The 20,937-nt window shown below is 69.7% G+C and carries 23 protein-coding genes; 11 read left to right on the top strand and 12 right to left on the bottom strand.

The annotated features are described in order from the left end of the window. Nucleotides 1–264 precede the first annotated feature (264 nt). Nucleotides 265–522 (top strand): type II toxin-antitoxin system Phd/YefM family antitoxin, encoded by a 258-nt coding sequence (locus ON41_RS02825; RefSeq protein WP_040744835.1) that lies wholly within the window; start codon nt 265–267, stop codon nt 520–522. Then, nucleotides 519–893: a type II toxin-antitoxin system VapC family toxin gene (locus ON41_RS02820; protein WP_040744833.1), complete on the top strand. Its 375-nt coding sequence runs from the start codon at nt 519–521 to the stop codon at nt 891–893. Before ON41_RS02825 ends, ON41_RS02820 begins: the two co-directional genes overlap by 4 nt. 3 nt (nt 894–896) lie before the next feature. On the opposite strand, the gene ON41_RS02815 is transcribed toward ON41_RS02820, so the two are convergent. The 5 genes from ON41_RS02815 to ON41_RS02795 all read right to left on the bottom strand — a co-directional run bounded on the left by ON41_RS02815 (nt 897) and on the right by ON41_RS02795 (nt 6,637). Next, nucleotides 897–1,607 (bottom strand): type 1 glutamine amidotransferase, encoded by a 711-nt coding sequence (locus ON41_RS02815; RefSeq protein WP_040744831.1) that lies wholly within the window; start codon nt 1,605–1,607, stop codon nt 897–899. A gap of 70 nt (nt 1,608–1,677) precedes the next feature. Beyond that, nucleotides 1,678–2,913 carry a Mur ligase family protein gene (locus ON41_RS02810; RefSeq protein ID WP_040744829.1) on the bottom strand — a complete coding sequence of 412 codons (1,236 nt, stop codon included), beginning with the start codon at nt 2,911–2,913 and terminating at the stop codon, nt 1,678–1,680. A gap of 53 nt (nt 2,914–2,966) precedes the next feature. Further along, nucleotides 2,967–3,596, bottom strand: coding sequence for a pyridoxamine 5'-phosphate oxidase family protein (locus ON41_RS02805; protein WP_040744827.1), 630 nt, complete (start codon nt 3,594–3,596; stop codon nt 2,967–2,969). Between the two features lie 50 nt (nt 3,597–3,646). Next, a complete protein-coding gene (locus ON41_RS02800; protein WP_276325718.1) occupies nt 3,647–5,380 on the bottom strand; it encodes a hydroxysqualene dehydroxylase in 1,734 nt (577 codons plus the stop codon). Between the two features lie 318 nt (nt 5,381–5,698). Next, nucleotides 5,699–6,637 carry an EamA family transporter gene (locus ON41_RS02795; RefSeq protein ID WP_040744978.1) on the bottom strand — a complete coding sequence of 313 codons (939 nt, stop codon included), beginning with the start codon at nt 6,635–6,637 and terminating at the stop codon, nt 5,699–5,701. 75 nt (nt 6,638–6,712) lie between these two features. Between ON41_RS02795 and ON41_RS02790 the strand changes: the two genes are divergently transcribed. Then, complete coding sequence (locus tag ON41_RS02790; RefSeq protein ID WP_083905089.1) at nt 6,713–7,663, top strand: LysR family transcriptional regulator; 951 nt, start codon at nt 6,713–6,715, stop codon at nt 7,661–7,663. 205 nt (nt 7,664–7,868) lie between these two features. On the opposite strand, the gene ON41_RS39625 is transcribed toward ON41_RS02790, so the two are convergent. Both ON41_RS39625 and leuA read right to left on the bottom strand, forming a co-directional pair. Next, nucleotides 7,869–9,980, bottom strand: coding sequence for a MinD/ParA family ATP-binding protein (locus ON41_RS39625; RefSeq protein WP_085995596.1), 2,112 nt, complete (start codon nt 9,978–9,980; stop codon nt 7,869–7,871). A gap of 159 nt (nt 9,981–10,139) precedes the next feature. Beyond that, nucleotides 10,140–11,942, bottom strand: coding sequence for a 2-isopropylmalate synthase (gene leuA, locus ON41_RS02780; protein WP_040744824.1), 1,803 nt, complete (start codon nt 11,940–11,942; stop codon nt 10,140–10,142). A 243-nt stretch (nt 11,943–12,185) separates the two neighbouring features. On the opposite strand from leuA, the gene ON41_RS02775 reads away from it, so the two are divergent. Beyond that, nucleotides 12,186–12,950 (top strand): sulfite exporter TauE/SafE family protein, encoded by a 765-nt coding sequence (locus ON41_RS02775; RefSeq protein WP_040744822.1) that lies wholly within the window; start codon nt 12,186–12,188, stop codon nt 12,948–12,950. Between the two features lie 105 nt (nt 12,951–13,055). Here the strand turns inward: ON41_RS02775 and ON41_RS02770 are convergent, their stop codons facing one another. Then, a complete protein-coding gene (locus tag ON41_RS02770) occupies nt 13,056–14,180 on the bottom strand; it encodes a PLP-dependent cysteine synthase family protein (protein WP_040744819.1) in 1,125 nt (374 codons plus the stop codon). Between the two features lie 201 nt (nt 14,181–14,381). On the opposite strand from ON41_RS02770, the gene ON41_RS02765 reads away from it, so the two are divergent. Both ON41_RS02765 and ON41_RS02760 read left to right on the top strand, forming a co-directional pair. After that, nucleotides 14,382–14,600, top strand: a complete 219-nt coding sequence (locus ON41_RS02765; RefSeq protein WP_040744974.1) for a hypothetical protein — start codon at nt 14,382–14,384, stop codon at nt 14,598–14,600. Continuing rightward, a complete protein-coding gene (locus ON41_RS02760; RefSeq protein ID WP_040744818.1) occupies nt 14,597–15,238 on the top strand; it encodes a hypothetical protein in 642 nt (213 codons plus the stop codon). Before ON41_RS02765 ends, ON41_RS02760 begins: the two co-directional genes overlap by 4 nt. Nucleotide 15,239: 1 nt before the next feature. Here ON41_RS02760 and ON41_RS02755 read toward each other — a convergent pair whose 3' ends face one another. The 3 genes from ON41_RS02755 to ON41_RS02745 form a co-directional block, all read right to left on the bottom strand. Beyond that, nucleotides 15,240–15,860 (bottom strand): LysE family translocator, encoded by a 621-nt coding sequence (locus tag ON41_RS02755; RefSeq protein ID WP_040744816.1) that lies wholly within the window; start codon nt 15,858–15,860, stop codon nt 15,240–15,242. A gap of 123 nt (nt 15,861–15,983) precedes the next feature. Beyond that, nucleotides 15,984–16,592: a recombination mediator RecR gene (gene recR / locus ON41_RS02750; protein ID WP_040744814.1), complete on the bottom strand. Its 609-nt coding sequence runs from the start codon at nt 16,590–16,592 to the stop codon at nt 15,984–15,986. An 18-nt stretch (nt 16,593–16,610) separates the two neighbouring features. Next, nucleotides 16,611–16,952, bottom strand: a complete 342-nt coding sequence (locus tag ON41_RS02745) for a YbaB/EbfC family nucleoid-associated protein (protein WP_083905088.1) — start codon at nt 16,950–16,952, stop codon at nt 16,611–16,613. 126 nt (nt 16,953–17,078) lie between these two features. On the opposite strand from ON41_RS02745, the gene ON41_RS02740 reads away from it, so the two are divergent. The 3 genes from ON41_RS02740 to ON41_RS02730 are packed head-to-tail and all read left to right on the top strand — an operon-like array spanning nt 17,079 to nt 18,878. Beyond that, entirely contained in the window at nt 17,079–17,660 is a 582-nt protein-coding gene (locus ON41_RS02740; RefSeq protein ID WP_040744971.1) for a hypothetical protein, read from the top strand. Nucleotides 17,661–17,694: 34 nt separating this feature from the next. Further along, nucleotides 17,695–18,516 (top strand): MerR family transcriptional regulator, encoded by an 822-nt coding sequence (locus tag ON41_RS02735; protein WP_040744810.1) that lies wholly within the window; start codon nt 17,695–17,697, stop codon nt 18,514–18,516. A 14-nt stretch (nt 18,517–18,530) separates the two neighbouring features. Continuing rightward, the gene (locus tag ON41_RS02730) at nt 18,531–18,878 is read left to right on the top strand and encodes a VOC family protein (RefSeq protein WP_040744808.1); all 348 of its coding nucleotides are present in this window, start codon (nt 18,531–18,533) and stop codon (nt 18,876–18,878) included. A gap of 98 nt (nt 18,879–18,976) precedes the next feature. On the opposite strand, the gene ON41_RS02725 is transcribed toward ON41_RS02730, so the two are convergent. Beyond that, entirely contained in the window at nt 18,977–19,411 is a 435-nt protein-coding gene (locus ON41_RS02725; protein ID WP_040744969.1) for an SRPBCC family protein, read from the bottom strand. A gap of 113 nt (nt 19,412–19,524) precedes the next feature. Between ON41_RS02725 and ON41_RS02720 the strand changes: the two genes are divergently transcribed. Both ON41_RS02720 and ON41_RS02715 read left to right on the top strand, forming a co-directional pair. Further along, nucleotides 19,525–20,253 (top strand): hypothetical protein, encoded by a 729-nt coding sequence (locus ON41_RS02720; protein ID WP_040744807.1) that lies wholly within the window; start codon nt 19,525–19,527, stop codon nt 20,251–20,253. Nucleotides 20,254–20,276: 23 nt separating this feature from the next. Further along, nucleotides 20,277–20,789: a GNAT family N-acetyltransferase gene (locus ON41_RS02715; protein WP_040744804.1), complete on the top strand. Its 513-nt coding sequence runs from the start codon at nt 20,277–20,279 to the stop codon at nt 20,787–20,789. Nucleotides 20,790–20,937: the final 148 nt, after the last annotated feature.

The following is a 20,937-nucleotide window of genomic DNA, read 5'->3' as shown; positions in this document are numbered from 1 at the left end:
GTTCCCGGCCAAAAGCATGCCGGGAACAAGAGAGGGGTAGCCGCCGGGAGCAGGAGGGGGCAGCCGCCGGGAGCAGGAGGGGGCAGCCGCCGGGAGCAGGAGGGGGCAGCCGCCGGGAGCAGGAGGGGGCAGCCGCCGGGAACAAAGAAGGATGCCGCCAGGAACATACAGGTATGCCGTCGGGAACAACGAGGTGCGCCGTCGGGGACAACGAAGGGTGCCGTCACACCACCGATGGACTAACCTCTTAGCTAAGGAGGCGTCATGTCGGGTAATGCGGCCGAACAATTCAACATCCACGAAGCCAAGACGCACCTGTCACGCATCATCGAGCGGGTGGAACACGGCGAGGAGATCGTCATCAGCCGGGCGGGACACCCGGTGGCGAAGGTCGTGCCGCTGGTGCGCCGTGTCGACCGCACCGGCCGCGGCTCCCTGCGCGGGCAACTCACGCTCCAGGGCGACTGGGATTCCGAGGAGACGAATTCCGGAATCGCCCGCGACTTCGGGATGCTGCCGTGAGCCTGCTGCTGGATACGCATGTGGTGCTGTGGTGGCTCGCGGACGATCCGGCACTCTCCGACGACCTGAAGGACACGCTCGACCACGAGCCCGACGTGTACATCAGCTCCGCGACCGTCTGGGAAGTGGCGATCAAACAGGCCATCGGCAAGCTCGACGGCCCTGCCGACCTGCCGGAGCGTATTCGCGACAGCGGATTCTTCCCGCTGGCCATCGAGCATCACCACGCGATGGCGGCGGGGCGGTTGCCGTTGCACCATCGCGACCCGTTCGACCGCATTCTGGTCGCGCAGGCCCGATGCGAGAATCTCACGCTGGTGACCGGGGATCCGTACTGCCGGAAGTACGAGGTCGCGATACTCGACGCCTGAGGCTCAGGCGCGTAGGCGTTCGCGGCGGAGTTGGTCTACCTCGGGGAGGTCGAGGGGTTCCAACTCGTCGACGCCCAGGGCGCGGAGGAGGAGGTAGTCGGCTAGTTCGGGGTTGCGGGCCAGGGCGGGGCCGTGCATGTAGGTGCCCATGACCGAGCCCTGGACGACGCCCTCGAGGCCGTCGCCGACGCCGTTGCCCACGCCGCGGGTGACGCGGGCCAGGCCGGTGGCCTCGGGGCCGAGTGTGGTTCCGCCGCGGTGGTTTTCGAAGCCGGTGAGGGGCTGGGAGAGGCCGGGGACGAGCGGGGTGGTGGCCACCTCGCCGATGGAGCGTTCGCGCTGGGGGGCGGTGGTGACGTCGAAGAGGCCGACGCCGTCGACCCGTTCGCCGCCCGAGGTCTCGTACCAGTGCCCGAGAACCTGGATCGCGGCGCAGATCGCCAGCACCGGAACGCCTTTCGCGGCGGCACGCTGCATGCCCGGGTAGCGCTGCAGGTGGCGGGTCGCCAGCCGCTGCGCCGAATCCTCGGCGCCGCCGAGCAGGTAGACGTCCAGCGATTCGGGCACCGGGTCGTTCAGGGTGATCTCGACGATCTCGGCGTCCCGGCCGCGCAGCCGCAGCCGCTGCCGCAGCACGACCGCGTTGCCGCCGTCGCCGTAGGTGCCCATCACATCGGGCAAGACCAAGCCGATACGGACGGTGGATTCGCTCATGCGCTGTGTCCTCTCGGGCATTCCCGGCTCCCTCCGTGGTTACGCAGGCTGCCGCCTCCGGTCGCGTCGCTCATGCCCGGGCCTCCAGATCCCGATTGAGGTCGCGGAACGCGGTGTAGTTGGCGAGCACCTCCACCTGCCCGGGCGGGCAGGAGGCGATGGCGCGCAACGGGTTCGGGACCGTGGTGTGCTCGACGCCGGCGTAGGTCAGGCGCACCGCCAGATCGGTGGCACGCTCCCCCGCGGCCACTACCTGGGTGCCCTCGAAGTGTTCGAATCGCACGTCCCACAGCCACGACAGGTCCTCGCCGTCGGGCACCTGGCCGTTGACCGCGATCACCAGACCCGTTGCGGCCGGGTCGATCATGGACAGCGCCTCCTGCCAGCCGGCCGGATTCTTGGCCAGCAGCAGCCGCGCGCTGTGGTCGCCGACCTCGACACTGCGGTACCGGCCGGCGATCTCGCGCACGGTGCCGGTCGCCTCCGCCGCCGCGTCCGGGCGCACGCCCAGCGCGACCGCGGCCGCCACGGCCTGGGCGGCGTTACCGCGATTGGCGCGGCCCGGAAGGGCAAGGCGCAGCGGAAGTTTCACGCCGTCGGGGCCGTGCAGGTGTTCCTCGTCCACCCACCAGTCCGGCTCCGGCCGGTGGAAGTCGGCGCCGGTGCTGCGCCAGTGCGTGCCCTCCCAGACGATGGGCTCGCCGCTGCGCGGGCAACTGGTGGCGTCGACGGCCCAGCCGCTGCCCGCGGCCACCCACACCACATTGGGATGGTCGTAGGCGATGGAGGTGATCAGCACGTCGTCGCAGTTGGCGATCAGGACGGTATCCGGATGCCGGGCCATGCCCGCGCGCAGCTTGCGCTCGATCATATTGATCTCGCCGACCCGGTCGAGCTGGTCGCGGGACAGGTTCAGCAGCACCACCGCGGCCGGGTTCAGCGCGTCGGCGACGTGCGGCAGGTGCAGCTCGTCCACCTCGATCGCCGCCAGCGGCGCGGCGCGGTCGGTGCTCAGCGCGGCCACGATACCGGCGTCCATATTGGCGCCGTCGGCCTGCGTCACGACCCGGCCCACGGTGCCGAGCGCGGCCGCGGTCATCCGGGTGGTGGTGGATTTGCCGTTGGTGCCGGTCACCAGCACCGTGCGCCGCCCGCGACCCAGCTGCGTCATCAGCTCGGGGTCGATCAGCAGCGCGATCAGGCCGCCGATCATGGACCCCTTACCGCGACCGGCCTTCTGCGAGGCCCACGACGCGGTCGCCGCCGCACGCAGCGCGAGCCGTCCGCGCACCGAGATGTCTGCCACGCCGCGAGTTTATTGGTGGTGCGCCGGGAATGCGCGCGCGGTGTCGCGTGACGCTACCCACCGGTGCTGTAGAGCAGTTTCTCGTAGTTCGCCGGGGCGTAACGCTCTTCCAGTTGTTCCAGGGTCTCGGTGAGGTTCGTCTGCACCTCCTTGGCGAGGCGCGCCGCGCCCGGCAGATCGTCCTGCGGCCAGCCCTCCGGCTTCCACAGGCTGCTGCGCATGAACGCCTTGGCGCAGTGGAAGAAGATCTGCTCGATGGCCACCTCGACGGCCAGGATCGGGCGGTGGCCCTTGACGATCATGTCGTCGAAGTAGGGCGCGTCGCGGACCAGGCGGGCGCGGCCGTTGACGCGCAGCGTCTCGTTGCGGCCCGGGATGAGGAAGATCACGCCCACATGGGGATTCGACAGGATGTTGAGATAGCCGTCGGCGCGCCGGTTGCCGGGGCGCTCGGGGATGGCGATGGTCGTGTCGTCGATGACCTGGACGAAGCCGGCCGGGTCGCCCTTCGGGGAGGCGTCGCAGTTGCCGTCGGCGTCGCTGGTCGCCAGCACCACGAACGGTGCGGTGGCGATCCACTGCCGGTCGCGCGGATGCAGGGCGACGCGTTCCTTGTCGGCCGCGCGGGGGTGTGGCTCGCCGAGCAGCTCACGCAGCTCGGCGGCGTTCGTGATCTCGCTCATCCTCCGATTGAACTGCGGATCACCGTGCGAAGCCAGGGGTTTGTGAGCAATCAGATCGGACCGTCGAAGAGGTTGGGCTGTCCGGCCGCGTACCGACCGGCGTCCTGTCGGCGCAGCGGCTCCAGCTCCGCGGCGCGGTACAGCGTGAACAGCCGGCAGCGCTCGGCGCCGGATCCGGCCACGTCGAGCAGCGCGTTCACCGCGGTGCGGGCGGCCTCGCTCGCACCCTCCATGGTGGCCAGGTCCATATCGGTGCGCACGTAATCGCCCGCCAGGAACAGGTTCTCCAGTGCGCCGTGCGCCTGCGGGCGGGACGACCAGGAGCCCGTGGTGTTGATGAGCAGCGGATCGGCATTGCTGTTGCGGCGGTTCCCGGCGTCCCAGGAGATGCCCGGATCGAGGAACCACGAGTGCAGGTCCTCGTCGCGCAGTTCGGCGGCGCCCTTCAGGTGGCCCCGCAGCTGCGCCCACACCTCGCGGGCGATCTCGTCGCGGGTGCATTCCTTGGCCGGCTTGCCGAACAGCGGGCCGGGGGTGTTCCAGTCGGAGACGTCGACCGACAGGCAGTCCCGCACCGCGCCGTCGCCGTAGCCGGAAAGCGTTGTGCGGGACCAGAACTGATTCTGCGCGATCGAGGTCAGCGACCACGGCGAATCGACGTAGGCCGTGTGTCCGCGCGCGATCTGGGCCGGACGCCGCAGGTACAGCTGGATACCGGCCATCCAGTCCACGACCAGATCGTCCAGCGCGGCCAATTCCGGTTGCGCGTCGAGGATTTCGGGACTCCACAGGGTGCGCGCCACCTCGACCGGCACCGCCAGCACGAAATAGTCTGCGGCCACGGTACTTTCGGCCCCGGATCCGTCGGTGACCCGAGCGCCCGTGACGCGCCCGCCGCGCGCCGTCAGCCCGCGCACCTCGCCGGTCACGAATCGCACGCCCAGCTCGCGCAGCAGCCGTACCCACGGATCGATCCACGCCTCGTTGGTCGGGCCGTTCAGCACCCGGTCCAGCGGGCCGTCGTTGGCGATCTCGAGCGGGTTCCCCAGGAACTGCTCGCCCATGGCGCCGATGGTGCGGGTGCTCGCCAGCTCGTCCTTCGCCGCGACCAGCAGCGTGGTCAGCGTGCGCGACAGCAGAGCCCGGAATTCCGCGGAACGGTCGTGGGCGCCGACGAAATCGCGCCATGACAGGTTCTCCCACTGGCCGAAGCGGCGGGCGTCGCAACTGGTGTTGAACACGAGCAGCCGGTTCGCGAAGTAGGCGGCGTCGGTCATCGGCATGCGCGTCGAGGTGGCGATCACCGAGCCCACGGTCTGCCGGAAGTCGTCCGGAGTGGACCAGCCGCGACCACCGCCGGAGCGCATCGGCACAACGGTGTCGTCGCTGCCCTGCCGCGAGAACCGCACCTCGGCCACCGGGACCAGATTGTCCCGCACGCCATTCGGGTTGCCGGGGAACGGAATTCGCCGCATCGTATCCGGAATGTGGTGGTAGAAGCCGGGAAAGAAGCGGAATCCGTGCTCGCCGGGCAGGTCGGGGCGGCCGTCGCGGCCGCTGTCCGGGACCGGGATGCTGCGGGCCTTACCGCCCAGCGCCCGCCGCTCGTACACGGTCACCTCGAAGCCGCGCTCGGCCAGTTCGTGCGCGGCGGTCAGGCCCGCCACGCCGCCGCCGAACACCGCGACCCGCCTGCCCGCGTCCGCCCTCGCCCGTCCCGGGCGCAGCGCCGTCGCGCCGACCGCCATCCCCGCCGTTACCACGCCTGCCGTCCCGCGAAGCATCGTTCTCCGCGAGAGGGCCCCCTGCCGTTCTGCCATCTACCGGACCTTCCACGCCGCGCTCACTGTAGGCGCTCGGCCCCGACCCTGGGTCCGGCAGGTACGAAATCCCGGCCCGCCCAGGCTTTCTGTGCCCACCCACCCAGCTCTACCGCCGCGCCACCAGTGCCCGCCGTGGCGGTTTGTGGCTGCACCCGCCCGGCTCGCCACCTGTACCGGTGCCCGTCGTGGACTAGTTCATGGCACCACGGCCAGTGCCGCCGTGGGCTATTTGCTAGCTCCACCCGTTCGGCTCGTCCTCATGGCGGTACCTGTCGCGAGCTATCTGCTGAGCGCCGGTTCCGGGGTGGCGGGTGCGGCCGCGCGTTCTGTGAGGGGGCCGGGGCGGCGGGCGGAGGTTGCGGCGGAGGCGCCTGTGATGACCACGACGGCTCCTATCAGGGAGAGTGCGGACGGCTGTTCGCCGAGGAAGGCCCAGGCGGCGCCGATTCCCACCACGGGTACGAGGAGGGTCAGCGGGGCGACCGCGCCGGCGGGATAACGGCCCATCAGGTAGGTCCACAGGCCCGAGCCCACCACGGTCGCGAGGATCGCCGTGTACGCGAGGGCGACCAGGGCGGGCCAGCCGCTCGCGGAGAACGACTCCAGCACCGCGCGGGGGCCGGCCGCCGGACCCTCGGCTAAGGCCGACAGCACGAACATCGGGACGGGCGGCACGACCGCCATCCACAGGGCCAGGTGCAGCGGATCCACCCGCTCGCCGCCGCCCGCCGCCAGGCGCGAGCCGATATTGCCGAATGCCCAGCCCAGCCCGGCGGCCAGGGTCAGCAGCACCGGGAGCAGCGCCGCGTGCTGGGCGCGGTCCCAGCCGATCACCACCATGCCCGCCACCGCGACCGCCAGGCCCAGGATCTGCGTCCCGCGCAGCCGCTCCCGCAGGAACAGCGCGCCCAGCACCACGGTGAACGGCGCCGAGGACTGCAGGACCAGCGAGGCGAGGCCGGTCGGCATCCCCGCGCGCATCGCGGTGAACAGGAACGCGAACTGGGCGATCCCGAATCCGGCGCCGTACAGCAGCAGCCAGCGCCAGGGCACCCGCGGCCGCGGGACCAGCAGGACCACCGGCACCGCCAGCACGGCGAACCGCAGCGCGGCGAAGAAGAACGGCGGGAAATGCTCGAGGCCGACGTGCAGGGCCAGGAAATTCAGCCCCCACAACACGACCACGGCCAGTCCGAGCAGGCGGTCACGGTTACTCACGCCGACAATCATGAAGTCGGCAACTGATAAGAACAATCGAATATATATGGACCATCGATGTAGTAGAACTGAATAATGGACAGCGGTACGGCGGACGGCGGCGCGTCCCTGGGCATCGAGCGGCTGCGCATCCTGCGCGAGCTGGCGGATCGCGGGACGGTCGCGGAGGTGTCGCGGGCGCTGTCGATGACGCCCTCGGCGGTGTCGCAGCAGTTGAAAGTGCTGGCCCGGGAGGCGGGAGTGCCGCTGCTGGAACCCGACGGGCGGCGGGTGCGCCTGACCGACGCGGGCCGGGCGCTGGTGGTCCGCGCGGACGATGTGCTGGCCGCCATGGAGCGCGCGGTCGCCGAGATGGCGCTGTACCGGCGCTCGCCGCGCGGACAGGTGCGGGTCGCGCTGTTCCCGTCCGGCGCCGCGCTACTGCTGCCGCGGGTCCTGGCCGCCTTGGCCGACAGCGGCGTCGAGGTGTTCGCCCGCGACGAGGACGTGCCGCCGACCGGGGTGCCGCGGCTGCTCGCCGACTACGACGTGGTCCTCACCCACCGGGACGAGCGCGCGCCGTCCGTCGCGGGACCGCGGGTCGATACGCGGGTGCTGATGCGGGAGCCGATCGATGTCGTCGTCCCGCCGGGTCATCGGCTGGCCGGACAGGGCGCGGTGGTACCCGCCGAACTGGCCGACGAGACCTGGCTGAGCGTGCGCGGCGGCTTCCCCGTCGACGACGTGCTGCGCTCGATCGCCACCGTCACCGGCGTTCAGCCGCGAATCGCGCAGCGGCTCAACGACTTTCTCGTCATCGAGGAACTGGTCGCCTCGGGGTACGGGGTGGCGCTCATGCCGCGCTTCTCGGTCCGCCACCCCGAACTGGCGGTGCTACGCCTGGCCGGCGTCCGCGCCGCCCGCCTCTACGAGCTGGTCACCCGCCCGCACGCCGAGAACCGCCCCGCCATCGCCACGGTCCTCGACGCCTTCCACACCGCCGCCACCACGGTCACCGCCCCCGCCGACCGCCGCACCACGCGCTGACCATCCGCGCCAACGGGCCACACGGCACCGCATCGCGCCGACTACCCGCACGGGCGGCCACACGACACCGCATCGCGCCGACTACCTGCACGGGCGGCACCCGCACTTGGCCGATGTGCACGGGCGGCGAGGCGGCACCCGCCTAACGACGAGGCGGCCCCCGGACAGTGCCGGGGGCCGCCTCGAAAATCGTTGCGGGACGGTGTTATTGGCCGCGGTAGCGGTCGAAACTCGGGTAGGGATCCTGACCCGGGTACTGGCCCGGCCCGCCCGGGTACTGACCGCCCTGCCCACCGGGGTACTGGTTCTGCGGCCCGGAGTACTGGGTGTGCGGGCCCGGGAAAGGAGGCTGCGGGACGTGGTAGCCGAAATCGTCGGCGACCATGGCGGCCAGCTCCAGCAGGGCCGTGCGGGTCGGCTTGCCGACCAGCTCCAGGTCGATCTCCGCGCCCTCGGCGAGGTGATCGTCGAACGGCACCACCTGGACGGCGCGGGTGCGGTCCAGGAACAGCTTGCGCAGCTGGTCCAGGTCGACCGTGGAGGCGCCGCGGCGAGAGGCGTTGACCACCACCACCGTTCGCTCCACCAGCTTGCCGTAGCCGTGGTGCTCCAGCCAGTCCAGCGTGGCCGAGGCACTGCGGGCGCCGTCGATCGCCGGCGAGGTCACCAGGATCAGCGAGCTGGCCAGGTCGAGCACGCCCTTCATGGCCGAATGCATCAGGCCGGTGCCGCAGTCGGTGAGGATGATGTTGTAGAACTGCTGCAGGATGTTGATCGCGCGCCGGTAGTCGGCCTCGCTGAACGCCTCCGAGACCGCCGGATCCTGTTCGCTGGCAAGCACTTCCAGTCGGCTCGGCGCCTGCGAGGTATGCGCCCGCACGTCCGAGTAGCGGCTGATGTGCTGGTCCTCCAACAGGTTTCGGACCGTGGAGCGGGTCTGCCGCGGCACCCGATGGGCCAGGGTGCCGAGGTCCGGGTTGGCGTCGATGGCGATCACGCGGTCGCCGCGCGACGACGCGAACGTCGAGCCCAGGCCGACCGTGGTCGTGGTCTTGCCGACGCCGCCCTTCAGCGACAGGATCGCGATCCGGTAGTCCCCGCGGACCGGCTGGTTCACCCGGTCGACGAGTTCGCGCCGCACGATATCGGCGGGCGCCTCACCGGGATTGATGGTGCCGCCGGTGACCTTGTGCACCGCCTTGCGCCAGCCGCTGCGCGGTGAGCGCCGCGACCGCTTGAGCAGATTCAGGTCGTTCATCGACTGGCCCGGCAGGCCGGGATGCTGCTGCTGGAAACCCGCCGGCGGCTGCGACTGCTGCTGCGGCGCACCGCCGTGCCAGTTGTCCTGGCCGACGTGCTGCGGCGGACCGCCCTGCCAGTTGTCCTGACCGTGCTGCTGCGGCGGCTGCTGCTGCTGATACGACTGCTGCGGCGGAGGCGAGTGCTGGGGCTGCGGGGGTAGCGGCGGCGGAGCCCAGCTGAACTGTTCGCCACCACCCGAATGCTCGGGGCTCGGCGGCGCGGGCGGCTGGTCCTCGTCGTGCACCCGCCGGACCATGCCGTCGGCGCCGATCTCCTGGCGCACCTCGCCGTAGGCCGGCGGGAACGCGCCCTGCTCGCCCGGCCCGCCGGGCGCGGACGAGAAGTGCTCGGTGACATCGCCGGGCGGCGTCGAGAACTGTCCCGGTGGCGGCGCGAATTCGTTCGGACCGCCCTGCGGCGGAAACTGCCCGTACTCGTTCGGATTTCCCGGTGGCGGGAACTGCCCCTGTTCGCCGGGAGGTGCGAAATGCCCGTATTCGTTCGGACCGCCGGGCGGCGGCGGGAACTGGCCGGGCGGCGGGAACTGCCCCTGCTCCCCCGGAGGCGCGAACTGGCCGTATTCGTTGGGACCACCTGGGGGCGGGGCGAATTGGCCCTGCTCCGGTGTCGGATACGAACCGGTCGGGAAGCCGGGGTTCGGCGGATACGGTCCGGGCGGCGCGAACTGGCCCTCGGGGCCGAAGCCGGGGGGCGGCGGCGCGTAGGGACCCTGCTGTTCCTGGCCGAACTGCGGCTGGAACGTGGTGTGCTCGATCGAATCGGGCACGGGCGGGAAAATGCCCGCCGCCTGCTCGGATTCGTCCGCCGCATCGTCGTCGGAGGGCTCGGTGTCGGTCGGCGCGGGCGAATCCGGTTCGGCCTGAGCCACTCCGGCGTCGTCCGCCTCATCGTCGCGCGCCGGCTTCGAGATCGGGTCGTCCTGCTCGGCGGCCACGTCCACGCCGTGGTTCTGCTGCAACCAGGGTGGTGAAGTCGAATTGTCGTTAGGTGTCACGTTTCCCCCATCTGCTCGGGTTTTCGAGCAGAGAGCTCGGCGCTGAATGCACTCCAAAGCTAGCACGCTGGCCGGATGCCCGTGCCGTGGCCGACCAGGTCCGCACCGTGGGCGCGGCAAAGTTATCCACAGGTGAACAACTTCCGCCGCGCCCCTCGATCAGGCGGCGCGATGTGCCCGATTGACGGCCGATACCACCGCGCGCAACGACGCGGTCGTGATGGAGGTGGCGATGCCGACGCCCCACGACACCTTGTCGCCCACGGCGCATTCGACATACGCCGCGGCCTGCGCGTCGTCGCCGGCCGACATGGCGTGCTCGGAGTAGTCCAGCACCCGCACGTCGTAGCCGATGGTCGCCAGCGCGTCCACGAACGCCGCGAGCGGGCCGTTGCCCTCGCCGGAGATCTCCTGCTCGACGCCGTCCACCTTGACCACCGCATCGATGTGGTCGGTGCCGCCGTCGGTCTCGGCCGCGGTCACCTTCTGGCGCATGCGCTCCAGCGGCAGGATCGGCGTCAGATACTCCTCGGCGAAGACGTCCCACATCGCCTTCGGGGAGACCTCGCCGCCCTCGCCGTCGGTGATCTTCTGGATGGCCTGCGAGAACTCGATCTGCAGCCGGCGCGGCAGCGCCAGGCCGTGGTCGGTCTTCATGATGTAGGCGACGCCGCCCTTGCCGGACTGCGAGTTGACCCGGATCACGGCCTCGTAGGTGCGGCCGACGTCCTTGGGATCGATGGGCAGGTACGGGACCTCCCAGGTGATGTCGTCCACATCCGCGTTCGCGGCGTCGGCGGCGACCTTCATCGCGTCCAGGCCCTTGTTGATGGCGTCCTGGTGGCTGCCGGAGAACGCCGTGTAGACCAGATCGCCGCCGTAGGGGTGCCGCTCGTGCACCGGCAGCTGGTTGCAGTACTCGACCGTGCGGCGGATCTCGTCGATGTTGGAGAAGTCGATCTGCGGATCCACGCCTTGGGAGAACAGGTTCATCCCCAGGGTGACCAGGCACACGTTGCCGGTGCGCTCACCGTTGCCGAACAGGCAGCCCTCGATGCGGTCGGCGCCGGCCTGGTAGCCCAGCTCGGCCGCGGCCACCGCGGTGCCGCGGTCGTTGTGCGGATGCAGCGACAGCACGATCGACTCGCGGCGGGCCAGGTTGCGGCTCATCCACTCGATCGAGTCGGCGTAGACGTTCGGCGTCGCCATCTCGACGGTCGCGGGCAGGTTGATGATCATCGGCTTGTCCGGGGTCGGGGCGATGATCGCCGACACCGCGTCGCACACCTCGCGGGCGTAGTCCAGTTCGGTGCCGGTGTAGGACTCCGGGCTGTACTCGTAGCGCCAGTTGGTGTCCGGGTAGCGCTGCTCGATCTCCAGGCACAGCGTCGCGGCGTCGGTCGCGATCTTCTTCACGGCGTCGCGATCGGCGCGGAAGACGACCTTGCGCTGCAGGATCGACGTCGAGTTGTAGAAGTGGACGATCACGTTCGGCGCGCCCTGACAGGCCAGGAAGGTGCGCTCGATCAGCTCCGGGCGGCACTGGGTCAGCACCTGGATGGTGACGTCGTCCGGTACCGCGCCGTCCTCGATGATCTCGCGGACGAAGTCGAAATCGGTCTGGCTGGCCGACGGGAAGCCGACCTCGATCTCCTTGTAGCCCATCCGCACCAGCAGGTCGAACATGCGGCGCTTGCGGGCCGGGCTCATCGGGTCGATCAGGGCCTGGTTGCCATCGCGCAGGTCGACGGCGCACCACGCCGGGGCGCGGTCGATGATCTTGTCCGGCCAGGTGCGATCGGGCACCGCGACCGGCTCGACCTCTTCGGCGAACGGGCGGTACCGGAAGGCCGGCATGGACGAGTTCTTCTGGGTGTTCCACGCAGGCTGGTCGGCGGGCGCGGGCTTGGACGGCGCGGTGATGGTGCGCGATCCGGAAACGAAGGCGTCAGCGGGTGACATGCGATTCTCCGAGGATGTGGGTGTGGTGTATCCCAAGTTATTGGGTCGACCGGCACAGCTGAACCCCGCGACGGGAGCCGGTCCGTATCAGACCCCGTCGCGGCGGCCGAGGAGGAGAGCCCGCTGCATGATGTCCGCAGTTTACAGACAGTGACAGCCCCCTCGCGATCCGCCCCGCGCCGTTGCCCGATTCGTCCTACCTATAGCGTCTGGTCCGCCGAGACGTCGATAGGAACCACGCGCATGACCTTGCTGGATCAGCTGGCCGTCTTCGGAGCGGGCATCGCGGCCGGATGTATCAACACCATCGTGGGCTCCGGCACGCTGATCACCTTCCCCGTGTTGCTGGCCCTGGGCTATCCGCCCGTGACGGCGAACGTGTCGAATACGGTCGGCCTGGTGCCCGGCGGACTCAGCGGCGTGGTGGGATATCGGCGCGAACTCGCGGGTCAGCGCGATCGGCTGCTGCGCCTGGGCGCGGCCTCCCTGATCGGCGGCGCGATCGGCGCGATCCTGCTGCTGAAACTGCCGGCCGAGGCGTTCAAGGCGATCGTGCCGGTGCTCATCGTCATCGCGCTGGTGCTGGTGGTGGTGCAGCCGCGGCTGGCGCGCTGGGTCAAGAAGCGACGCGAGGCCGACGGTGCGGCGCCCGAGCACGGCGGCCTGCTGCTGTGGGTGGCGGTGCTGGCCAGCGGCGTCTATGGCGGGTACTTCGGCGCGGCCCAGGGCGTGCTGCTGATCGGCCTGCTCGGGGTCTTCGTGCACGACGAACTACAGCGCCTGAACGCCGTGAAGAACTTCCTCGCGCTCCTGGTGAACTTCCTGTCCGCGCTCATCTTCGTCTTCATCGCCGACGTCGCCTGGCAGGTCGTCGCCCTGATCGCGGTGGGCTCCATCATCGGCGGCCAACTGGGCGCCACCGTCGGCCGCCGCATGCCACCCACGGTCCTGCGCGGCGTGATCGTCGTGGTCGGCATCGTGGCGATCGTCCGCCTGCTGACGACCTGACGCCCCCACCCCACGCCCCACCAGCACATCCTTGTTTCCGGCGCGCACATCCTTTCCGACGCGCACATCCTTTTTCCGGCACGCTTTTGGCCGGAAACAAGGGGCCTACAGTGACCCGGACTCGAGGAACGTATCCAGGCGGGCCCGGAACGGGGTGATGTCTATCCCCTGCTCATCGAGCCATTCGGCGGAGTAGTACTTGTCTATGTAGCGGTCGCCCGGATCGCAGAGCAGGCCGACGACGCTGCCCTCGCGGCCCGCGGCCGCCATCTCGGACATGATGTGGAACGCCGCCCACAGGCCGGTGCCGGTGGACGCGCCCGCCTTGCGGCCGATCAGCTGCTCGAGCACCTGGATCGCGGCGATGGCGGCGGCGTCGGGGACGTGGATCATCCGATCGATCGCGGTGCCGACGAAGCTGGGTTCCACCCGCTGGCGGCCGATGCCCTCGATGCGCGAGCACACCTCGGTGGTCAGGTCGGGGTCGTCGTCGCGCCAGCCGGGGAAGAACGCGGAATTGTCCGGATCGGCCACGCAGAGCCCGGTCGCGCGGCCGGTGTAGCGGATGTAGCGGGCGATCGTCGCCGAGGTGCCGCCGGTGCCCGCGGTCGCGACGATCCAGGCCGGATCCGGATGCGGCTCCTCGGCGAGCTGGTCGAAGATCGATTCGGCGATGTTGTTGTTCCCGCGCCAGTCGGTGGCGCGCTCGGCGAAGGTGAACTGGTCCATGTAGTGGCCGCCGGTCTCGCGGGCCAGCCGGGCCGCCACCTCGTAGACCTGGTCGGCGTTGTCCACGAAATGACATCGGCCGCCGTGGAATTCGATCAGCCGCACCTTCTCCCGGCTGGTGCCGCGCGCCATCACCGCGATGAAGGGCACGCCGACGAGCCGCGCGAAATAGGCCTCGGACACCGCGGTCGAGCCGCTGGACGCCTCGATCACCGGGCGGTCGGGCCGGATCCACCCGCTGCACAGCGCGTGCAGGAACAGCGACCGCGCGAGCCGGTGCTTGAGCGAGCCGGTCGGATGCGTCGACTCGTCCTTCAGGTACAGATCGACGCCCGGTACGGACGGCACCGGCACCCGCAGCAAATGGGTATCCGACGAGCGCCGCATATCCGCGCGCACCTTGGCGATCGCATCGGCCAGCCAGCGCCGATGGTCCGGGTCGTACCGGTTGATGTCGACCGTGTCCGGCTCGGCGCCGGTAGAGGGGACGGTGGCTGTCATGCGCGCTCCTCGCCTTCGAGCTCGATGAGGTAACTCGATATTTCCACAACCTCCAGCAATGGTTGCGGAGGGGTTGCCAATCCACCGTCCGGATGTCCAGGGGTGTTTCGGACGGATCGGACGACACGCTTCCGGGGGATTCGGGGTGGCGGCGCAAGAGTGGTACTAGTCGAGAAGCGGACGGTCTCACAGGAGGTCTTCATGCACATACGAGCCTGCACCTCGTGCGATTCGGCACTCGACCACTGTCACGGCACCCTCATCGTGCACACCGACCGGTCGGTGGAATGCACGGACGCCGGCTGCCACGACACCGACCACTCCCGGCACACGTTCATCGTCGACTGCTTCGACGTCGCGGGCGGGTGCGGGTGCGCGCTGACGGAGACCTGTACCGGGCCACGTAGCCTGGCCGGGTGAGCTACGACCACGTCCTGCTGCCCTCCGGCGTCGCCGCGACCCCCGACGAGGTCGACGCGTACCTGACCGCCCAGCGCGGGCTGCCGGAATCGGCTGCGGTAGCGGAGATCTCGGCCGTACTGAACGAGCGCGACGCCGCCCTGGGCGAGGACGGCTTCCTCTCGTCCGCACCCGTGGGAGGCATGGAAAACGGTGCGGCGCTGTATGTTTCGAGCCCGCTGGATGCCGTCGGCCATCTGCGCGGCCTGCTGTTCGAGCTGGCCACACCGCGCGGATACGCAGTCTACGACCCGCAGCTGACGTGGCTGATCGACCCGGACGAGCACGTCGCGGTCGCCGTCACCCACGGCGGTGCGGGCGAATTCCCCTATCTCACCGAGACTTTGGCGCACGCCTGGATTCCGGAGCTGGCCGATCCCAATCCCTATCTGATCGTCGAACGCGCACCGCAGGTCTACATCCAGACCTTCCGCGACGGCAGCGGCGTCTACACCCTCGAATATCGGGACGGCTCCCCCGACAAGCACTTCGGTACCCAACTCACCGACGCCGCGCAGGTGGCCGCCCTCGTCTGGGGCTGGACCACCGGCGACCGCGCCGACCTCGACGCCCTGGACTGGGAGCGCGTCGACCTCTGACCTACTGGTTCTCGACGGCGAGACGCCCCGCGAGTGCGAGGAACGAGGCGCCGAATACGCGGCGCAGCCAGGTCGTGACGGCGGGCCGATCGATGATGTGCGTGCGAACGGCGGCGGCGCCGGCCCCGTAGGCCGCGAACACCACGAACGTGGCGAGCATGAACACCGCGCTGAGTTCCAGCATGCGGGGCAGCGCCTCGGCCTCGCCCGGGCTCACGAACTGCGGCAGGAACGCCAGGAAGAAGATGGTCAGCTTGGGATTGAGCAGGTTCAGCAGCACCGCCGACACGATCACCCGCAGCGCCGAGGGCGCCGGGCCGGTAGACCGTTCCTCCTCGACCGCCAGCGCGCCCTTGTCCCGGAACGTATTCCAGGCCATGTACAGCAGATAGGCCACGCCCAGATACTTCAGTGTCTGGAACGCGATCGCGCTGGTATTCATCAGCGCCGCCAGCCCGGTGATCGCCGCGACCATATGCGGCACGATCCCCAGCGTGCACCCGAACGCGGCCACCACACTGGCCTTGGTCCCCCGGCTCAGCCCGGCTGCGAGGGTGTACAACGCCCCGGTTCCGGGGGTAGCAACGATGACCAGGGTGGTAAGCAAGAACTCGGGACTCATCCCCGCGACAGTAGCCGGTCCGGCCACACCCCTACACACTTTTTTCCGGCGCGCTTTTGGCCGGAATCCATCGGGAGATTCCGGCCAAAAGCGTGCCGGAAAAAAGTGGTGGGTGGTGGCCGACTAGAGGGCGCGGCGGCCGGACAGGGCGCGACCCAAAGTCAGTTCGTCGGCGAATTCCAGGTCGCCGCCCATGGGGAGGCCGGAGGCCAGGCGGGTGACCGAGAGGCCCGGGAAGTCGCGGAGCATTCGGACCAGGTAGGTGGCCGTCGCCTCGCCCTCGGTGTTGGGGTCGGTCGCGATGATGACCTCGGTGACGTCGACGCCGTCGTCCTGATTTCCGATGCGGCCCAATAGTTCCCGGATGCGCAGCTGGTCGGGGCCCACCCCGGACAGCGGATCCAGCGCGCCGCCGAGCACGTGGTAGCGCCCGCGGAATTCGCGGGTGCGCTCGACGGCCTGCACGTCCTTGGGCTCCTCGACCACACAGATCAGGGTGCGGTCGCGGCGCGGATCGGCGCAGATGCGGCACAGCTCGCCGTCGGAGACGGTGCCGCAGACCGCGCAGAACCGCACGCCGTCGCGCACCTTCTGCAGGGCGGCCTGCAACCGGTCGATCTCCGGCGGCTCCACCGACAGGAGGTGAAAGGCGATGCGCTGCGCGCTCTTCGGACCGACCCCGGGCAGTTTGCCCAGCTCATCGATCAGATCCTGAACCGGACCCTCGTACAACGCCGACGTCCCCCGCGATCAGAAGGGCAGGCCGGGCAGCGAACCGCCGCCGCCCATGCCGCCGGCGAGCGGGCCCAGTTTCTCGGCGGCCAGCTCCTGCGCGTTGTTCATCGCGGCGTTGACCGCGCCCACCACGAGGTCCTGCAGGGTTTCGACGTCCTCGGGATCGACGACCTTCGGGTCGATGTACAGCGACTGGATCTCGCCGGTCGCCTTGACCGTCACCTTCACCAGGCCGCCCCCGGCCTCGCCCTCGACCTCCGCCGCCGCGATCTCCGCCTGGGCTTCCATCACGGCCTGCTGCATCTGCTGGGCCTGCGCAAGCAACGCCTGCATGTCGACCTGTCCACCGGGCTCCACTGGCTGTCTCCTCTGCGGTAAGGGGTTGCCCCTAAGCGTAGTCACGGTTGGGTCTCCACCCCCATTCCCCCGGCGATAGCGAACTACCATCACTGAAGGGTCGGGTCAGTGGGTGTGGAGGCGTATATGCGTATAGACAGTGACCTACTACGTTCGTCCGTGGTGCGCGCGCTCGCGCCTGCCTGCCTGGTCGCCGCGCTCATCGTGGCTCCGGCCGTCGCCGCGCCCGCCGCACACGCCGATACCGACTACGGCGGCGGGTGCGTGCTGTATCCGGACGATCCCCAGGCGACCATCATCGCGCTGCGCGATATCTGCACCGCGGAGCAGCAGGACCAGATCTTCCTGGATGCGCCGCAGGGCGCCGTTCCCAACGGCATCACCAACGGCTGGGTGGCGCGGCCGCCGGTCATGGAGGCCGTCGCGCCGCCGTTCTGGATCGGCAAGAACTTCTACACCGGCCCGGACGGCGGGCGGCTGATGAACCGCATCACCGGCGCCGGCATCGAGGGATTCCCCGCCAACGTCTACACCGCGCCGTCGTTCCTCGACGGTCAGCCGGTCTGGGCGCTGGACTACGCGCCCTCCATCACCCCGCAGATCTGGGACGAGATCCGCGAGGTCACGCCCAACGTGTGGTTCGGCTACTCGTGGTGGCGCGGCGCCTTCCAGACGACGCCGCTGCTGACCTTCGTGCTGACATATTGACTCTCCACCCACTGGAGGGTGTTCGCTGACCGGTATGACAGCGACAGTCTCCATCGGGGAGTTCGCCAGGCTGACGTACCTCAGCGTCAAGACCCTGCGGTACTACCACGAGATCGAGCTGCTGGAACCCGCCGCGATCGATCCGGCGTCCGGGTACCGGCGCTATTCGACCGGGCAGGTCGAGCAGGCGCATCTCATCCGCCGCCTGCGTGAGCTGAATATGCCGGTGCCCGAGATCCGCACGGTGCTGGCCGCCTCGGACGCCGCGGCGCGGGATTCCGCGCTGCGGGCCCATCTCGAGCGCATGGAGGCCGAGCTGGCCCGCACCCGCGATGTGGTCGCCTCGCTGCGGGCGCTGCTGTCGCCCGGCGCGCCGATCGAGGTCGAATACCGGTCCGTCCCCGGGTTTCCCGCGCTCACCGTCGCGGACGCGGTCACGCGGGACGGGATCGGCGACTGGTGCGGTAGGACCTTCGACCTGCTGTACGGGGCCCTCGCGGCGGCGGGCGTGGCGCCGGCCGGGCCGGGCGGGGCGACGTACTCCCCCGAATTCTTCGAGAACGAGAGCGGTGAGGTCGTCGCGTACGTGCCGATCGCCGACGCCGATCGCGGCCGCCTCGCCGCCGCGAAAGGCACTGCGGTGCAGGAACTTCCGGGCCGACGCTTCGCGATCGCCGTGCACGCCGGGCCGTTCACCGATTTCGACCGCACCTATGGCGCATTGGGCAGCTACGTCGCGGAACACGGGTCCGCCCTGCACGAACCGATCCGGGAGAGCTACGTCGTCGGTCCCGGCGACGTGGACGATCCCGCCACCTTCCGCACCGAGGTCTGCTGGCCCGTCGGCCGGCTGTGAAGAAAGGAATACCGATGCCGCTCAGGCTCGCCAACATCTCCGTCGACTGCGTCGACGCGGCCGCACTGGCCGGGTTCTACGCCGAACTGCTGGAGCAGCCCGCCGATCCGGGGGCGAACGAGAACTTCGCGTCGATCGGCCGCGAGACCATGACGCCGACCCTGATGTTCCTGCGGGTTCCGGACAAGAATCCGGGTAAGAACGTCGTCCATCTCGATCTGGTCGCGACCGATCGGCGCGACCAGATCGAGCGCGCGATCACGTTGGGCGCCAAGCACATCGCCGATTACGACGAGTACGGGATCAGCTGGTCGACGCTGGCCGATCCGGAGGGGAACCTTTTCGATATCGCGCAGGGGTGACCCCGGCCAAAAGCGTGCCGGGGCAATGGGCCTGGGTGTGCCGGGCGACGAAGCTGAGGGTGCCGGGGCAACGAGGTTGAGCGTCGGGAATGTGGACGCTAGCTCAATTCCCCCTTCAGCTTCTCCAGCACCTCGGCCTGGATCTTCTTCAGGCCCAGGGGGGCGAAGATGCCCTCGAAGAAGCCGGGGACGCCGCCGGCGCCCTTCCAGCTGGTCCGGATGGTGACCAGGGAGCCGGAGCCGGACGGCGTCACCGTCCAGGTGGTCACCAGCGTGGAGTTCGAATCCCGTTCGGTCACCATCGAATCCGAGACCGACACCACCGCGTGCACGTTGCGCGAGCGCTTCTCGGTGGCCTGCAGGGTCCACTCCGCGACCGTGCCGGCGCCCTTCCCACCCTCGAGAACCTTGTAGTCGCGATAGTGCGAGGAGAGGATGCGGGGCCGTACCGTCTCGTAGTCCGCGATCGCCTCGAGCGTGCGCTGCGGATCTGCCGGAACGACGATCGAACTGGAGGCGCTGACCTGTCCCACTATGTACTCCTTGTATGAGTCGGCGTTCTGCACGATGACTGCCGCCGGGCTATGCTACGCCGCGTTCCGGACCGTCCGGACCGGGAGAGTTACGGAATCACCAAGGGGGGTTCGTGTCGAACGTCGTGCTGCGCATGCGTCGGATCAAAGAGATCATCGCCTATGTCTTCTGCGTGATCATCGGAATCGGCGCTGTGATAGCCGGAATCGTCATGCTGAACAACGACGGCGAAGTCGATTGCGGCGGGCACAAGATGTCGGCCGGGGAGAAGTGCGTCACCACGAGCAAGCGCGGTTCGACCACTCGCGACCTCGAAGAGCAGAAGTCGTCGAATACCAAGGCCGCCTGGGGCATGATCATCTTCGGCCCGCTCTTCTTCGGCGCGGGCGCCTTCATGCTGAGCCGCGAGGTGCGTAATGCGCGGCGCCCCAAGGGCGGCGGCGCGCAGGCGAACTTCGCCGCACCCCAGCCGAATCCGGCGCAGCCCGGCTTCCCGCCCGGTCAGCAGTTCGGGCACCCCGCGCCCCAATACGCCCCGCAGCCCGGCTATCCCGCGCCGCAGAACGCCCCACAACCCGGATACCCGGCACCTCAGAACGGCCCGCAGCCCGGCCAGTTCGCACCTCAGCATCCACAGCAGCCCGGCTACCCCAACGGTCCCCAGCCCGGGTACCCGAACGGCCCGCACCCCGGATACCCCGCACCCCAGCACCCCGGTTACCCCGCGCCGCAGTACGCCGCGCAGCCCGGGTACCCCGCGCCGCAGCACACTCCCGCCCCGCAGCAGGGCTATTCGCCTCCGCCCCAGGGTTATCCACAGCCGGGCCCGCGGCAGTACTGAGACGGGCCGGTCCGTGTCCCGTCATGAGCGCCCCACGCTGGACCTTCACCCCCGAGCCCGTCGGCTCGCCGGTCGCCCGCGCGCTGTGGCGGGACTACTACACCGAGGTCGGTGACCGCTGGCATCGACTGCACGAGGGACGGTCCACCCCGCCGGACGATCTGGCGCGCGGGATCGCCGCCGAGCGCGGCACGCACCTCGACCCGCCGTCGGGCGCCCTGCTCATCGCCCGGTACGACGGACGCCCGGCGGGCACGGCCGGGGTGCACCTGATCGAACCGGGCGTGGCCGAGATGCAACGGGTCTATCTCGCGCCGGATGTGCGCGGGCGCGGCGGGGCCGCTCTGCTGGTGGCCGCGGCCGAGGACGCGGCCCGGGAGCTGGGCGCCGCGCGCCTGGTCCTGGACACTCGCTCCGATCTCGTCGAGGCCCGTGCCCTGTACGCCCGGCTCGGCTACGCGGAGACCGCGCCGTACAACGACCACCGGTACGCCGAACACTGGTTCGCCAAGCATTTGACCGACCGCGATCGATGACCCCCAAGGACGCGAACCAACTCCATTAGCGCCGCTAATTACCGCTGTGACCAGGCGCTCGTCCCCCTACTGACCCACCGAGCCAATACCCCAACGCCACGCAACATATGCGTGAAAATTCCGGGCGTTAGGTACCCTCACGGTGGCC

The sequence above is a fragment of the Nocardia transvalensis NBRC 15921 genome (assembly GCF_000308875.1).
Taxonomy (GTDB): domain Bacteria; phylum Actinomycetota; class Actinomycetes; order Mycobacteriales; family Mycobacteriaceae; genus Nocardia; species Nocardia transvalensis.
Note: the sequence above shows the minus strand (reverse complement) of the source record. Positions and strands in the feature narration are given on the sequence as shown.

Excerpts from the sequence above, each read along its gene's own strand:
- ON41_RS02825 (WP_040744835.1), top strand. The coding sequence starts at position 265 with ATGTCGGGTAATGCGGCCGAACAATTCAACATCCACGAAGCCAAGACG.
- ON41_RS02815 (WP_040744831.1), bottom strand. The coding sequence starts at position 1,607 with ATGAGCGAATCCACCGTCCGTATCGGCTTGGTCTTGCCCGATGTGATG.
- ON41_RS02805 (WP_040744827.1), bottom strand. The coding sequence starts at position 3,596 with ATGAGCGAGATCACGAACGCCGCCGAGCTGCGTGAGCTGCTCGGCGAG.
- ON41_RS02800 (WP_276325718.1), bottom strand. The coding sequence starts at position 5,380 with ATGCTTCGCGGGACGGCAGGCGTGGTAACGGCGGGGATGGCGGTCGGC.
- ON41_RS02790 (WP_083905089.1), top strand. The coding sequence starts at position 6,713 with ATGGACAGCGGTACGGCGGACGGCGGCGCGTCCCTGGGCATCGAGCGG.
- leuA (WP_040744824.1), bottom strand. The coding sequence starts at position 11,942 with ATGTCACCCGCTGACGCCTTCGTTTCCGGATCGCGCACCATCACCGCG.
- ON41_RS02775 (WP_040744822.1), top strand. The coding sequence starts at position 12,186 with ATGACCTTGCTGGATCAGCTGGCCGTCTTCGGAGCGGGCATCGCGGCC.
- ON41_RS02770 (WP_040744819.1), bottom strand. The coding sequence starts at position 14,180 with ATGACAGCCACCGTCCCCTCTACCGGCGCCGAGCCGGACACGGTCGAC.
- ON41_RS02765 (WP_040744974.1), top strand. The coding sequence starts at position 14,382 with ATGCACATACGAGCCTGCACCTCGTGCGATTCGGCACTCGACCACTGT.
- ON41_RS02755 (WP_040744816.1), bottom strand. The coding sequence starts at position 15,860 with ATGAGTCCCGAGTTCTTGCTTACCACCCTGGTCATCGTTGCTACCCCC.
- ON41_RS02740 (WP_040744971.1), top strand. The coding sequence starts at position 17,079 with ATGCGTATAGACAGTGACCTACTACGTTCGTCCGTGGTGCGCGCGCTC.
- ON41_RS02735 (WP_040744810.1), top strand. The coding sequence starts at position 17,695 with ATGACAGCGACAGTCTCCATCGGGGAGTTCGCCAGGCTGACGTACCTC.
- ON41_RS02730 (WP_040744808.1), top strand. The coding sequence starts at position 18,531 with ATGCCGCTCAGGCTCGCCAACATCTCCGTCGACTGCGTCGACGCGGCC.
- ON41_RS02715 (WP_040744804.1), top strand. The coding sequence starts at position 20,277 with ATGAGCGCCCCACGCTGGACCTTCACCCCCGAGCCCGTCGGCTCGCCG.